At 71.3% G+C, this 13,837-nt stretch carries 12 protein-coding genes and 1 pseudogene; 4 read left to right on the forward strand and 9 right to left on the reverse strand.

The features are described 5' to 3' along the window. Position 1: 1 nt before the first annotated feature. The gene (locus FNH09_RS37175; protein ID WP_152894293.1) at positions 2–913 is read right to left on the reverse strand and encodes an aldo/keto reductase; all 912 of its coding nucleotides are present in this window, start codon (positions 911–913) and stop codon (positions 2–4) included. A 1-nt stretch (position 914) separates the two neighbouring features. Further along, positions 915–1,808: an NAD-dependent epimerase/dehydratase family protein gene (locus tag FNH09_RS37180; RefSeq protein ID WP_152894294.1), complete on the reverse strand. Its 894-nt coding sequence runs from the start codon at positions 1,806–1,808 to the stop codon at positions 915–917. Between the two features lie 85 nt (positions 1,809–1,893). Here FNH09_RS37180 and FNH09_RS37185 point away from each other — a divergent pair, with 85 nt between their 5' ends. From FNH09_RS37185 to FNH09_RS37200, 4 genes and pseudogenes are all read left to right on the forward strand, one after another. Beyond that, positions 1,894–2,421, forward strand: a complete 528-nt coding sequence (locus FNH09_RS37185) for an Lrp/AsnC family transcriptional regulator (protein ID WP_152894295.1) — start codon at positions 1,894–1,896, stop codon at positions 2,419–2,421. Positions 2,422–2,463: 42 nt separating this feature from the next. Continuing rightward, positions 2,464–2,892: a MerR family transcriptional regulator gene (locus FNH09_RS37190; RefSeq protein WP_152894296.1), complete on the forward strand. Its 429-nt coding sequence runs from the start codon at positions 2,464–2,466 to the stop codon at positions 2,890–2,892. Positions 2,893–2,906: 14 nt separating this feature from the next. Further along, positions 2,907–3,221: a thioredoxin domain-containing protein gene (locus tag FNH09_RS37195; protein WP_162469685.1), complete on the forward strand. Its 315-nt coding sequence runs from the start codon at positions 2,907–2,909 to the stop codon at positions 3,219–3,221. Positions 3,222–3,406: 185 nt separating this feature from the next. Beyond that, positions 3,407–5,614 (forward strand): annotated as a pseudogene (locus FNH09_RS37200) (HelD family protein); the annotation flags it as partial. Positions 5,615–5,635: 21 nt separating this feature from the next. On the opposite strand, the gene glgB reads toward FNH09_RS37200, so the two are convergent. The 7 genes from glgB to FNH09_RS37235 form a co-directional block, all read right to left on the reverse strand. After that, complete coding sequence (gene glgB / locus FNH09_RS37205) at positions 5,636–8,278, reverse strand: 1,4-alpha-glucan branching enzyme (RefSeq protein WP_162469683.1); 2,643 nt, start codon at positions 8,276–8,278, stop codon at positions 5,636–5,638. A 28-nt stretch (positions 8,279–8,306) separates the two neighbouring features. After that, entirely contained in the window at positions 8,307–9,743 is a 1,437-nt protein-coding gene (locus FNH09_RS37210; RefSeq protein ID WP_152894298.1) for a maltokinase N-terminal cap-like domain-containing protein, read from the reverse strand. 205 nt (positions 9,744–9,948) lie between these two features. Further along, positions 9,949–10,593, reverse strand: a complete 645-nt coding sequence (locus FNH09_RS37215) for a hypothetical protein (protein WP_152894299.1) — start codon at positions 10,591–10,593, stop codon at positions 9,949–9,951. A gap of 198 nt (positions 10,594–10,791) precedes the next feature. Continuing rightward, entirely contained in the window at positions 10,792–11,289 is a 498-nt protein-coding gene (locus FNH09_RS37220; RefSeq protein ID WP_152894300.1) for a hypothetical protein, read from the reverse strand. 214 nt (positions 11,290–11,503) lie between these two features. Beyond that, positions 11,504–12,052, reverse strand: coding sequence for a hypothetical protein (locus tag FNH09_RS37225; protein WP_152894301.1), 549 nt, complete (start codon positions 12,050–12,052; stop codon positions 11,504–11,506). A gap of 132 nt (positions 12,053–12,184) precedes the next feature. Next, positions 12,185–12,787, reverse strand: a complete 603-nt coding sequence (locus FNH09_RS37230) for a signal peptidase I (protein ID WP_152894302.1) — start codon at positions 12,785–12,787, stop codon at positions 12,185–12,187. Between the two features lie 645 nt (positions 12,788–13,432). Continuing rightward, the coding region (locus tag FNH09_RS37235; protein ID WP_202919836.1) for an alpha-glucosidase C-terminal domain-containing protein at positions 13,433–13,837 on the reverse strand (405 nt) is incomplete at its 5' end.

Genomic DNA, 13,837 nt, shown 5'->3' on the forward strand with positions numbered 1-13,837 from the left:
GTCAGTCGACCGTCGCCGCCGCGTCCAGTCGTGCCGTCTCCTCGGCGGTCAGCTTCAGGTCCGCCGCGGCCGCCGACGCCCGGACGGTCTCCGGACGGCTCGCGCCCGGGATCGGGAGCACGGTGGGCGACCGGGTCAGGAGCCAGGCCAGACAGACCTGCTGGGGAGTCACCGAACGCTCCGCCGCGACCGCGTGGAAGGCGGCGAAACGGTCCGGCGCCGTGCCGGAGTCCGCGCCCTCCCGCGGCGACGGCCCGTCCAGGGAGCTGCGGGAGATCCCGCCCAGCGGGCTCCACGGCAGGAAGGCCAGGCCCAGTTCCGCGCACAGCCGCAGCTCCGGCTCGCTGTCGCGGACGGCGGGGGAGTAGCGGTTCTGCACCGACACCAGCCGGTCGCCGAGGATCCCGTACGCCCGGCGGATCTGGTCCGCGTCCGTGTTGGAGATCCCGGCCAGCCGGATCCTGCCCGCGTCGAGCAGGTCGCGCAGGGCGCCGACGGACTCCTCGAAGGGGACGGCCGGGTCGGGCTTGTGCAGCTGGTAGAGGCCGATGGCCTCGACGCCCAGGCGCTTGAGGGAGGCCTCGGCGGCCGCCTTCAGATGGCGCGGACTGCCGTCCACCGTCCAGCCGCCGTCGGGGGTCCGGCCCCGGCCGCCCTTCGTGGCCACCAGCACGCCGGAGGTGTCACCGCCGTACGCGGCCAGCGCGCGGGCCATCAGCAGCTCGTTGTGGCCCGGCTCGGCGTCCGGCAGGGTGTAGGAGTCGGCGGTGTCCAGCAGGGTGACGCCCGCGTCCAGCGCCGCGTGCACGGTGGCCAGGGCGCGGCGCTCGTCGGGGCGGCCCTCGATGGACAGCGGCATCGCGCCCAGGCCGATCGCGCTCACCGAGAGCTCGCCGAGTGTCCGCTGGAGCATGTCAGTGGTCCTTTCCGAGGGTCTCCGCGACGGCCTGCGGCAGCCACTGCCGGGCGTCGGTGAAGGCGAAACCGAGCCGGGTGGCCCGGGAGTTGTCCATGCCGTAGGAGCGGAAGAAGGAGAAGGGGGAGACCTCGCCGACCTCGACCTCCTGGAAGCGGGCCGGACCGCCCGGGATGTGGGCCACGATCTCGTCGGTGGTGAGCGTGCCGTGCGAGGCCGCGTTGACCGGGCCGGTGAAGTCCTGGCCCACCGCCCAGAACAGGAAGTCGGCGATCTCCTCGACATGGATGTACGTCGCCGGGTGGTTGGCGGCGGGCACCGCGATCGGCGCGCCGGTGCGCAGCCGGTCCGCGTAATGGGCGAGGCGCCCGGTGAAGTCGTCCTCGCCGCCCAGCACATGGGCCACGCGCACGGCCGTGTACGGGAAGGCGGGCGCCGCCGCGAGGACCGCCTCCGCCTGCCGCTTGCCCTCGCCGTAGTGCGCGTCCCGGAACCGCGCCTCGTCCCAGGGGAGTTCGAGATCGACGGCGACCTCGCGCGGGTCGACCGCGTCCTCCGGCACCCCGGCGGCGGGCGAGTGCTCGTACTCGTACACCTCCACCGTCGACGTCATCACATAGCGCCGGGTGCGGCCGGCGAAGACCCGGCGGGCGATCGCCGCCTGGCTCGGTGTGTAGCAGACCTGGTCGACGACGACGTCGAACACGCGGTCGCCGAGCGCCTCGGTCAGGGCGCGCTCGTCGTCGCGGTCGGCGACCAGATGGACCGCCCCGGCGGGCGGCGCGGACGATCCGCGGTTGAGGACGGTGACCCGGTCCCCGGCGGCGAGCAGCCGGTCGATCAGCCGCTTCCCGAAATAGCGGTTCCCCCCGATGACCAGTACGTCATGCATGACGCCCCCTTCAGAAAATCCGGTCGGCAACAGGTCCGGCGGCGATAATTCTCCCGGCAGCGCGCCGCGCGCTGAAGGGGGAGACATGGGAGATCAGGCCGCCGCGCCCAAAGAACCACGGCATCCGCGGGCCGTCGCCAACGAAACGTCGGTGGCCTTCGACGGGCTGGACCGGGAGATCCTCCGGCTCCTCCAGACCGACGGCCGGATCAAGCTCAGCGAGCTGGGCCGCCGGGTGCGGCTGAGTCCGGCGGCCGTCACCGAGCGGGTGCGGCGACTGGAGGCGGCGGGCGCGATCAGCGGGTACGGCGCCCATGTCGTGCCGGCCCGTCTCGGCTACGGCGTCCAGGCCTTCATCCGGGTCGACCCGCACGGCGGCTACACGCTCAAGCACCCCCGAACCCTGGAGCTGATGGACCGCCCGGAGATCACCGAGGTCCACCATGTCGTGGGCGAGGACTGCTGGATCCTCAAGGTGGCCGTCCAGGACACCGTGCACCTGGAGGAGATCCTCGAACTGACGTCCGCGCTGGGCCGCACCACGACGTCGGTCGTGCTCTCCTCCCCGGTACGGCACAAGCCGCTGCTGCCCCCGCCGCCGCCCTCGCCGTGACCGCTTGCCTTGACGTCGGCGTCAGGGCTTACGTTCGTGGACATGCGAATCGGCGAGCTGGCCGCACGGGCCGGAACCACCACGCGGACGCTGCGGTACTACGAGTCGCGGGGTCTGCTGACCGCGCGGCGCGACGAGCACGGGCACCGCTCCTACGACGACCGCGACCTGAAGCTGCTGCGGCAGATCAGGACGCTGCGGGACTTCGGGTTCGAGCTGGAGGAGACCCGGCCCTTCGTGGAGTGTCTGCGGGCCGGGCATCCCGAGGGCGACTCGTGCCCGGCGTCGCTCGCGGTGTACCGGCGCAAGCTGGCGGAGCTGGACGAGCTCGTCGGGGAGCTGCGGGCGGTGCGGGAGCAGGTCGCCGGGCAGCTCGCGCGGGCCGAGCGGGCGCGGGACGAGCTGGGCGCCGAGGCGCAGGTTCCGGGGGGTCCGGAGCCCGTGTGCGAGCTGGGAGGACGAGGACGGTGACCATGACGGCCGAGGTGCCCGAGGTGACGGACGAGGATTTCGGGGCGGAGGTGCTCGGCGCGGACCTGCCGGTGCTGGTGGAGTTCACCGCCGACTGGTGCCCGCCCTGCCGGCAGATGGCGCCGGTGCTGCGCGCGCTCGCCGCGGAGGAGGGGGAGCGGCTGCGGGTGGTGCAGCTGAACGTGGACCGCAACCCGGAGACGACCAACCACTACAAGGTCCTGTCGATGCCGACCTTCATGGTCTTCCGCGGCGGTGAGCCGGTGAAGGCGATGGTGGGCGCGCGGCCGAAGCGGCGGCTGCTGGAGGAGCTGTCCGACGTGCTCTGAGCGCCCGGGCGCACCCGCACACACCCGTACACAGAGAAATCCCCCGGGCAATTGTCACCGGGGGATTTCTCTGTGTATATTCATTGATTCGCGACTTCGAATGAAGAAGGCGCGGGGAAGTTCACTGGGCACAGTATATCCGGGCGGGAGCGGAATTGTCAAACAACGAATTTCCGGACGATGAATTGCGGCAGGAGCAGGAATTCATCGACGTGTTGTACGCGCGTGTCGACGCCCTGCGCGGCGACACCGAGACCTCCGTCACGGACGCGCTCGCGCAGGGCAACACCCCCATGCAGGCCCGGCTGGAGCGGGACATCCTGGTCGCCGAGCGGTCCGGGCTGCTCGCCGCGCTCAACGCCGTCGACGGCTCGCTCTGCTTCGGCCGGATCGACCTCTCCTCGGGCGCCGGCCACCACATCGGCCGGATCGGTCTGCGCGCCGACGACGCCGAGCGCACGCCGGTCCTCGTCGACTGGCGGGCCGACGTCGCCCGCCCCTTCTACCTGGCCACCGGCCACACCCCGATGGGTCTGCGCCGCCGTCGGCACATCAGCACCGACGGCCGCCGGGTCACCGCCCTGCACGACGAGATCCTCGACCTCGGCGACGCCACCCGCACCGGCCACGAGGACCCGACCGGCGACGCCGTCCTGCTCGCCGCGCTGGGCGCGGCCCGCACCGGCCGCATGGGCGACATCGTGCAGACGATCCAGGCCGAACAGGACGAGATCATCCGCGCCCCGCACCGCGGGGTGCTGGTGGTGGAGGGCGGGCCGGGCACCGGCAAGACGGCCGTCGCGCTGCACCGGGCCGCGTACCTGCTCTACGAGCACCGGGAGCTGCTCGCCAAGCGCGCGGTGCTGATCGTCGGACCCAACCCGGCCTTCCTCGGCTACATCGGCGAGGTGCTGCCCGCGCTGGGCGAGACCGGCGTGCTCCTGGCCACCGTCGGTGAGCTGTTCCCCGGGGTACGGGCGACGGCGGGCGACACCCGTGAGGCGGCCGCGGTGAAGGGCCGCGCGGACATGGCGGACGTTCTCGCCGACGTCGTACGCGACTGGCAGGCGCTGCCCGACCCGGTGATCGCGATCGAGCACGACCGCGAGGTGCTGATGCTCGACGACGGCCTGGTGAAGGTCGCCCGCGAGCGCACCCGGTCCGCGGGCCTGCCGCACAACGTGGCGCGCGAGCACTTCGAGGGCCACATCCTCAACACGCTCACCGAGCTGTACGCCGAGCGCGTGGGCACCGACCCCTACGACGGCAGCAGCCTGCTGGACGCCTCCGACGTCACCCAGATCCGCGACGAACTCGCCGAGAACCCCGAGATGTGGGCCGCGATCGACCAGCTGTGGCCGCGGCTGACCCCGCAGCGTCTGGTCGCCGACTTCCTCGCCGACCCGGTGGGCTACGTCAGCGACGAGGACGCCCACGCGATCCGCCGCCCGGTGACACGGGCGTGGACCGTCGCGGACGTGCCGCTGCTCGACGAGGCGGCCGAACTGCTCGGCGTGGACGAGCGGGTGGTCCGGGCGCGGGCAGAGCGCGAGCGGGAGACACAGGTCGCCTACGCGCAGGGCGTGCTGGACGTCTCGTACGCCTCGCGCACCTACGAGTTCGAGGACATCGACGAGGAGGACTCCGAGGTCCTGTCCGCGCACGACATCATCGACGCCGAGCGGTTCGCCGAGCGGCACGAGGAGGACGACCACCGCAGCGCCGCCGAGCGTGCGGCGGCCGACCGGACCTGGGCGTTCGGGCACATCATCGTCGACGAGGCGCAGGAGCTGTCGCCGATGGCGTGGCGGCTGCTGATGCGGCGCTGCCCCACCCGCTCGATGACGCTGGTCGGCGACCCGGCGCAGACCGCGGAGGCGGCCGGGGTCGGCTCCTGGTCGAAGATCCTCCAGCCGTATGTCGAGGACCGCTGGGAGCACGCCCGGCTCGGCGTCAACTACCGCACGCCCGCCGAGATCATGGAGCTCGCGGCGGCCGTGGTGCGCGCCGAGCGGCCGGACTTCGAGCCGCCGAGCTCGGTGCGGTCCACCGGGGTACGGCCGTGGGTGCGCGCCACCGACGACCTGCCCGGCGCGGTGGCCGAGGCGGTCCTGGAGCTGACGCCCGAGGAGGGGCGGCTCGCGGTCGTCGCGCCGCGTCATCTGCACCGCAGACTGGCCGCCCGGCTTGACGGGGTGACGGCGGGCGCGGAGCCGGACCTGACCCGGACCGTCGTCCTGCTCGACCCGAGACAGTCCAAGGGGCTCGAGTTCGACTCGGTGCTGGTGGTGGAACCGGCGCTGTACGGCACGAGCGACCTGTACGTGGCACTGACCCGGGCCACCCAGCGGCTGGGCGTGCTGCACACCGGCCGGCCCGCGCCGGTCCTCGTACGGCCCGGTGTGCGGGGGTGGTCAGGCCGGGCGCAGCCACACCGTGGCGAGTGGCGGCAGGGTCAGCCGGATGCTGGCCTGATGACCGTGCCAGGGCTGCGGCTCCGGCTTCACCGGGTCGGGGTTGACGACCTCGCTCCCGCCGTACCGGGCCGCGTCGGTGTTGAGGACCTCGTGCCAGGCGGGCACGTCCTCGGGGACGCCGAGGCGGTAGTCGTGCCGGACCACCGGCGAGAAGTGGGAGACCGCGAGCAGGGGGACGCCCTCGGCGTCGTAGCGCACGAACGCGACCACGTTGTCCTCGGAGGCGTCGCCGACGATCCACCGGAACCCGGCCGGCTCGGTGTCGCACTGCCACAGCGCCGGGGTGTCCCGGTAGACGGTGTTGAGGTCGCGCACCAGATCGCGCACACCCCGGTGGTCGGCCTCCGCCCCGTACGCCGGGTCCAGCAGCCACCAGTCCGGGCCGTGCGCCTCGGACCACTCCGCGCCCTGGGCGAACTCCTGCCCCATGAAGAGCAGTTGCTTGCCGGGATGGGCCCACATGAAGCCGAGGTAGGCACGGTGGTTCGCGCGCTGCTGCCACCAGTCGCCCGGCATCTTCGACACCAGTGAGCGTTTGCCGTGCACCACCTCGTCGTGCGAGATGGGCAGGACGTAGTTCTCGCTGTAGGCGTACACCATCGAGAAGGTCATCTCGTCGTGGTGGTACTTGCGGTGCACCGGCTCGTGGCCCATGTACGCCAGCGAGTCGTGCATCCAGCCCATGTTCCACTTCAGCCCGAAGCCGAGGCCCCCGAAGCCGCCCGGCCCCTTGTGGTGGGTGGCCCGGGTGACCCCGTCCCAGGCGGTGGACTCCTCCGCGACGGTGACGACCCCCGGCGCCCGCCGGTACACCGTCGCGTTCATCTCCTGGAGGAACGCCACCGCGTCCAGGTTCTCCCGGCCGCCGTGCTCGTTCGGGACCCACTGGCCCGGCTCGCGCGAGTAGTCGAGGTAGAGCATCGAGGCGACCGCGTCCACCCGCAGCCCGTCGATGTGGAACTCCTCGCACCAGTACACCGCGTTGGCGACCAGGAAGTTGCGCACCTCGCGGCGCCCGAAGTCGAACTCCAGCGTCCCCCAGTCGGGGTGCGCGGAGCGCAGCGGGTCCTCGTGCTCGTACAGCGGGCGGCCGTCGAACTCGGCCAGCGCCCAGTCGTCGCGCGGGAAGTGGGCCGGCACCCAGTCCATGATCACGCCTATGCCGGCCCGGTGCAGGGCGTCCACCAGGTACCGGAAGTCGTCCGGCGAGCCGAGCCGGGACGTCGGCGCGTAGAACCCGGTGACCTGGTAGCCCCAGGAGCCGCCGAAGGGATGCTCGGCCACCGGCATCAGCTCCACATGGGTGAAGCCCAGGTCCCGGACGTAAGCGGGCAGCTGTTCGGCCAGCTGGCGATAGGTCAGGCCCGGTCGCCAGGAAGCGAGATGGACCTCGTAGACGGACAGCGGCGCCCGGTGCACCGGGGTGTCCCCGCGGTGCGCCAGCCAGTCGGCGTCGCCCCACTCATAGTGCGAGGCGGTCACGATCGAGGCGGTCTCGGGCGGCACCTGGGTGCGGCGGGCCATCGGGTCGGCCCGCAGGGTCCGCGACCCGTCCGGGCGGGTGAGCTCGAACTTGTACAGCTCGCCCTCGCCGACGCCCGGCACGAACAGCTCCCAGACGCCCGAGGAGCCCAGCGAGCGCATCGGATGTCCCGTGCCGTCCCAGAAGTTGAAGCCGCCCGTCACCCGCACCCCGCGGGCGTTCGGCGCCCACACCGTGAAGCGGGTCCCCGTCACGTCCTGGTGGGTGGTCGGCTCGGCGCCGAGCACCGTCCACAGCTGCTCGTGCCGGCCCTCGCCTATCAGATGCAGGTCCAGCTCGCCCAGCGTGGGCAGGAAGCGGTAGGCGTCCTCGGTGTCCTGGACCGTCCCCTCGTACGCCACCAGCAGGCGGTAGCGCGGGACCTCGGTGAGCGGGAGCAGGCCCGAGAAGAACCCGTCGCCGTCGTCGTGCAGTTCGGCCCGCAGGCTCCCCGCCACGACGGTCACGCCCAGCGCGTACGGCCGGAAGGCGCGGAAGGCGACTCCGCCGGGCACCGGGTGGGCGCCCAGCACGGAGTGCGGGGCGTGATGGGTGCCGTGCAGGAGGCGCTCGCGGTCGCCCGCGTCCACGGCGGGGGAGAGTGCCAGGGGGAGCGGACCGGGCTCCGGGACGGGCTCTTGTACGGCGTCCCGGCGCACGGCCTCCGTCGTCTTCGCCGGGTTCGCCGTCCTCGTCGTCTTCGTGGCCTTGCCGGCCTTCGTGGTCCCCGTGGCAGCGGTGGCCGTCCGCCCGGCCGCGACCTTCCCGGTGGCGGCCTTCTGGACGGCCGCCTTCTTCGCGACGGCCTTCTTCGTCGCCGCCTTCTTCGCTGCCGCCGCCGGTGCCTTCTTCGTCGCCGCCTTCTTCGCCGTGGCTTTCTTCGCCGTTGCCTTCGCGGTCGTCTTCGCGGTCGTCTTCGCTGTCGTCGTCTTCGCTGTCGTCGTCTTCGCGGTCGACTGCTTCGCGGTCGGCTTCTGTTCGGTGGTCTTCTTCGCTGTCGGCTGCTCCTCGGCCGTCTTCTTCGGATGCGAACCGCTGGACGGGGGGCTGGGGGTCACGGACAGGGCCTCCTGGGCGAGGGTGCGGTCAGGACGGATCGGGTGCAGCGAGGCGGCGGATCGCGGACAGCGGGACCGGAAGCCAGTCGGGCCGCTGCCGGGCCTCGTAGAGGACCTCGTAGACGGCCTTGTCCGTCTCGTAGGCCCGAAGCAGTACGGGATCGGTGCGCGGGTCACGGGCACCACACTCGGCATATCCCGTGCAGTAGGCGGCCCGGCAGGTGTCCGCCCACCCCGGCACGGTCGGGCTCACGGAGTGCTCGGCGTAGTCGAAGGAACGCAGCATCCCCGCGACGTCCCGCACCGTGGGCTGCGGCATCCGCCGCTCGGCCAGCGGCCTGGCCGGCTCGCCCTCGAAGTCGATCAGCGACCACGTCCCGCCGCCGTCGGCCGCGTGAGCACCGCCCGGGCCTGTGCCCGGGCCGCCGGACGGCGAGCGCAGACACTGCCCGAGGTGCAGATCGCCGTGGATGCGCTGGGCGGTCCAGGTCCGGCCCTCGGCCGCCAGGATGGCCGGCGCCTCGAAGGCGACGCGCAGGCCGGGCACGTACGGGCGCAACGCGGGCACCGCCTGCGCGGTCGCGTCCAGCCGTTCGATCATGCCGTCGGCCAGCGCCCGCACCTGGGTGTGGCCCAGGGTCACCGTGGGCAGCGCGCGGGCGAGCGCCAAGTGCACCTCGGCGGTGGCACGCCCCAGCGCCCGCGCCTCGGCGGCGAAGTCCTCACCCTTGGCGAGCTCGCGCAGGGCCAGCTCCCAGCCGTCCGACGCGCCCTGCACGAACGGCTGGAGCACCCCCAGGACGTACGACTCGCCGGACAGCTCCGCCCGCAGCCAGGCCGTGGGCGCCGGTACCCGCGGACAGCCCTCGCGGGCCAGGGCCAGCGGCAGTTCGAGATCGGGGTTGGTGCCCGGTACGACCCGGCGCAGTAACTTGAGGATGAACGTATCTCCGTAGACCACGGACGAGTTGGACTGCTCTGCGGTCATCATCCGCGGCACCAGGCCGGTCCGGATCTCCTGGCCGGGGTCCCGCTCGAAACGCAGTCCGCCGATGCGGGCCCGGGAGCGCAGGGCCTCCAGGAGCACACCGGCGGGCTGCGGGTCGTACAGAGCCTCGTACACGGTCCGGCCGGCGAGCGGCCCCTCGGTCATGTGGCCGATCAGGGCCGGTGCCAGCCGGGGCGGCAGCGCCTCGCGGGCGCCTATCAGGAGCTGGTAGCAGTCGCCGGGCACGGCCCGGGCGCCCGGCACGGGCGGCTGGTGGGCGCGTACCAGCAGGTGGTGCAGGCCCAGCGGGCTGTGCGCCGGCAGCAGCTCGGTGGCGCCGACCAGCGAGAACCCGGTGATCGGTCGTCCCTTTCCGGCGAACCAGCGCTGCCGTGGCAACCATGTGCGCAGCAGGGGGTCCAGGGACGCCAGGAGGCCGGGATCGGTGGTCGCGGTGCGTGTGACGGCTTCCGACATGGATCGCGTCCTTTCCCCGGGGGCGTGGGGAGGCGGTTACTGATGCGTGCCCCGGGCGGAGCGGTGGAAACCGCGTCGACCCGGGACCTTTCAGCCGAGCGAGTCCGGGGGATTTTCTGCGGACATGGCACAAGGGTGTCCAATGTCGGGTCGTGCAACCGGACATGGGACACCCTTGCGCGTGGGACCGAGCGGCGGGCTCGGGTCAGACGGCGGTGTAGGCGAAGGTGACCGTGATCTTCTTCGCGTCGTCCTTGGAGATGGTGTAGCCCGACGTCTTGGGCGTCAGCCAGACCTCGTACGTCGCGGAGTCGCCCTTGTGATTCGCGGCGGCCTTCAGCACGGCCTGCACCGAGACCATCCTGACCTCTGCCGTGACCTTCCCGACGAGCGCGGTCGGCAGGGTGACGTCGGCCGTGACCTTCAGATCGGCGTCACCGGTGTTCTGTGCTGTGAAGACCCCGATCTTCTTGGCGGTGACACCGGTGAAGGCAATCTCCTTCTTGTACGTGAAGGCCGGTGCGGCGTCCGTGGCCCAGTTGCTGTGGTCGTCGGTGTCGACGGTCAGCTTGGCGGTCTTCGAGGGGGTGAGCGTGGACGTCGGCGTGGGACTGGCGGACGCGGAGCCCGTGGGGCTCGGGCTCTCCGTCTCCTTCGGGTCGTCGGACTTTCCGGGAGTCGGCTCGGACGTGGCCGTGGCCGTCGGAGTGGGAGAGAAGTCCGCCTTGACCGCGAAAGAGCCCGTCACGGTATCGGTGAACGTGGCACCGCTGCTCACGCCGATGAGGCCAAAGCCACCCGCGGCGAGCGTGAACGCCGCCACGATCTTTCTCCGGTCGGAGATGGCCATGGGGGTAGAGCCCTTCTGATAGAGCCGGGATTGTCTCGTGTCCCGGGCGGCGCGGCCGCAGGGCGGTCACACCGGGATGCCCGGGTGCGAGCGGTGGTGGAAAATGCCTAGGCCCACCCGGTCCGACTGGCATTTCGCCAGGTCGGGTCGGGTGGGCTGTCGGCGGACCGTTCGGATTCCTGCCGTGACCGGCAAGGATCAGGCGGTACCGACCAGGCTGAAGACGACGTTCGCCGCCTGGCCGGAGACGTCGTTCTTGAGGTCATTGGCCTCGAGGACGACCTGGTACTGGACGTAGCCGCCCGCGGGAACGTGCGGCTTGCCGTCGCCGGCGCTGCCGCCGACACGCACCGGCGTGGCCGTCAGGCCCGCGATGCCGGTGGGCGTCACCTCGACCTCGAAGGGCAGGTCGATGTCGCCATCGTTGTGGATGGTGATGATCGGGGTCCTGTAGGTCATCGTCGACTTGTCGAAGAAGACCCCCTGGGGGAGGGTGGCCTTGTGACCGTCGGTCTCGGGCGTGATGGTCCAGCCGTTGTAGTCCTCGATCCGCAGCTTGGCGGTGCCCGTCTTGACGGACGAGGTGGCGGTCACGGTGTCGGTGAACACGGCGCTGCTGCCGATGCTCACGAGACCGATGCTGCCGGCCATGATCGCGGCGGCGGCGATCGCCTTCGTCTTGTTGGAGATGGCCATGTGAAAGCCCTTTCAGGAGCGGTGCTCCGGAGTGCGGGGGTGTCGGCCTGAGTCGGCCGGTGCGCCCGTAAGGTGGCCGCAGCGCCTCTGCCCGCCGCAGGACGGCAATCCTGCGGCGGGTGAGTGGTCCCTGGACCAGGGCGTGTGCGGGGTGGGCCGTGGTATCCGGTCGATGGACGCGATCGGATCCCCGGCCCACTCACGCGGGGGTGGATCAGGAGGAGGCGGTGACCTTCACGGCGACCGAACCGGTCAGGTTCTGCCAGGAGTTGTCGAGGTTCTTGACCTCGATCTCCACCTTGTAAGTCGCCTTGGCGCCCTTGTTCAGCCAGGCCGAGTCGGTGATGTCGTCGGTGCGCGTGACCTTGACGTTCAGCGCGCCCCCGAGGTCGCCGCTCTTCACGACGTCGAACGCGACACCGGCACCGGCGGTGCCGTCGTTCTCGACGGTGAAGTTGGTGACCAGACGGCTGGTGGAGGAGCCCAGGAGCTGCTCACCGTTGAGCACGGCGTAGTTGCCGTTGACGATGTTCCACGCGGAGGTGCCACCCCAGGTGTAGGTGGCGTGCGGGGCGACACCGTCGTACGCCGAGGTGGCGCCCTCGGCCTTGACGATGTTGAGGTCGGCGTGGCCGGAACGCAGGTCCGTCTGCGCGGTGACCGTGTCGGTGAAGGTGGCACCGGCGCCCGCGCCGATGAGGGCGATACCGCCGACAGCGATCGCGGCGGCCGCGACCGCCTTCTTCTTGTTGGAGATGGCCACTGTGAGAGGCCTTTCTGTTTGATGGGTGAAGGTTCGGGCTTGCGCCCTGGGCGCGACACGGCCCCCCACGGCGGTCCCTGGCTGGGTACCGCCCGGCGTCGTGTCCCGGAACGGGAAGGAATCCCGTTGCCCCTATGGGGTGGTGGTCTGTGGGGTGGGCTTCTTCGGGCGCCACAGCAGGACGACGGTGCCGCCCACGATCAGCAGGGCGCCGGCGCCGAGCAGCACTCGGAAGCCCGTTTCGCTGTGGATCGAGGTGACGACGTAGCCGACGTACGGCACGTCGTGGCGGACGATCCAGGCGGTGTCGCCGTCGGGGCGGACATGCCAGGGGTCCTTGGTCTCGTTGGCGTCGCCCTTGGTCTCCAGGACCGGGCCCTCCTTGGAGGGCTTGATCGTCACGATCCGGTGGACGACCTGGCGTTCCGGCTCGTCCGGGCGGTGGAAGATAACGATGTCACCGACCTTCAGCGCCTTGACCGGCTCCCGTTGGGCGATCACGACGCTTCCGGTCGGCAGTTTCGGCTCCATGCTGCCGCTGAGGACCGAACTGGCTTCCCACTTGCCGGACTTGACCGAGTACGCCGCCACGGCGAAGCCCACGGCGAGCAGGAGGACCACGAGGCTCAGCAGCGCCGAGAGAACCCGGCGGGTCCAGTGAGGGCGCCTGGGCGGCTGCGGGGCGGCCGGCGTCTCGTCGGGAGACGTCGTCGCTTTGCGTACGGCCAGCTGCACTGTCTTCTCCTGCGGGCGATTGGCGGTCTTACGGGGCTTGCGGGCCCCACGGGTGGCGTGTCACCGAGGTGACGCAGGGGAATCCGCTCGGGGGTTGACGAATCCCCCTGCGCCGGTCTGGGGAGGGGCCGCGAGGTGCGCGGAATTGCCGTGTCCGAGCGGACGTCGGAAGGGCGAGGGCGGCGGGACGGGCTCTGTACCCGGGAGTAGAGCGGGTTCCCCGGGTCGTCCCGCCGCCGTGGTCTTCACAGGATGTGCACGGCGTCAGCTCGCGTGCGGTCGGCCGCGGAGGTCACCCGCAGTTGCGGGGCGCCGGTCCGCCGGGCCGCTGGGCGGGTAATAAGACGCCTCCTGGCCTGGCCAATCTCATCCACCCCCGTGCTTTGCTGCGTGCCGCGTACTCCCCCCCGGGAGTTGGCCCCCCGGTCGAGGTGGCCAAGATCAGATTAAGGGCGTGTGGGCATGCTGGGAAGGATGTGGAAGAAGTGTGGAGGTCGCGTTATCGAAACGTAACGCTTCAAGTGTTTAAAGATGACGAGACGGCAGCTATTGCGGCTTCCGGGGGATGTGTCGGGATTCGGTCGGGCGTGAAGGCGCCGGGGCGCGGCGGACCGGGCGGGTCGCCAGGTCCGCCGCGCGCGGATGTCAACGCGCTTTTTCGACACCTTGGTTGGGGATCTGGACGGTGTCCTTGCGCAGCCGGAACCAGTAGAAGCCGTGTCCGGTGAGGGTGAGCAGGTAGGGCAGTTCGCCGATGGCCGGGAAGCGCACCCCGCCGAAGAGCTCGACCGGATGCCGTCCGCCGAACTCGCGCAGGTCCAGCTCGGTCGGCTGGGCGAAGCGGGAGAAGTTGTGCACGCACAGCACCACGTCGTCGCCCTGGCCCTCGGTGGCGGGGGCCTCGCGCAGGAAGGCGAGAACAGCCGGGTTGGACGACTGGAGTTCGGTGTAGGACCCCAGTCCGAAGGCAGGATTCTGCTTGCGGATCTCGATCATGCGGCGGGTCCAGTGGAGCAGGGACGACGGCGAGGACATGGAGGCCTCGACGTT

The organism is Streptomyces adustus (assembly GCF_009377175.1).
Lineage (GTDB): Bacteria > Actinomycetota > Actinomycetes > Streptomycetales > Streptomycetaceae > Streptomyces > Streptomyces adustus.

Excerpts from the sequence above, each read along its gene's own strand:
- FNH09_RS37175 (WP_152894293.1), bottom strand. The coding sequence starts at position 913 with ATGCTCCAGCGGACACTCGGCGAGCTCTCGGTGAGCGCGATCGGCCTG.
- FNH09_RS37180 (WP_152894294.1), bottom strand. The coding sequence starts at position 1,808 with ATGCATGACGTACTGGTCATCGGGGGGAACCGCTATTTCGGGAAGCGG.
- FNH09_RS37185 (WP_152894295.1), top strand. The coding sequence starts at position 1,894 with ATGGGAGATCAGGCCGCCGCGCCCAAAGAACCACGGCATCCGCGGGCC.
- FNH09_RS37190 (WP_152894296.1), top strand. The coding sequence starts at position 2,464 with ATGCGAATCGGCGAGCTGGCCGCACGGGCCGGAACCACCACGCGGACG.
- FNH09_RS37210 (WP_152894298.1), bottom strand. The coding sequence starts at position 9,743 with ATGTCGGAAGCCGTCACACGCACCGCGACCACCGATCCCGGCCTCCTG.
- FNH09_RS37215 (WP_152894299.1), bottom strand. The coding sequence starts at position 10,593 with ATGGCCATCTCCGACCGGAGAAAGATCGTGGCGGCGTTCACGCTCGCC.
- FNH09_RS37220 (WP_152894300.1), bottom strand. The coding sequence starts at position 11,289 with ATGGCCATCTCCAACAAGACGAAGGCGATCGCCGCCGCCGCGATCATG.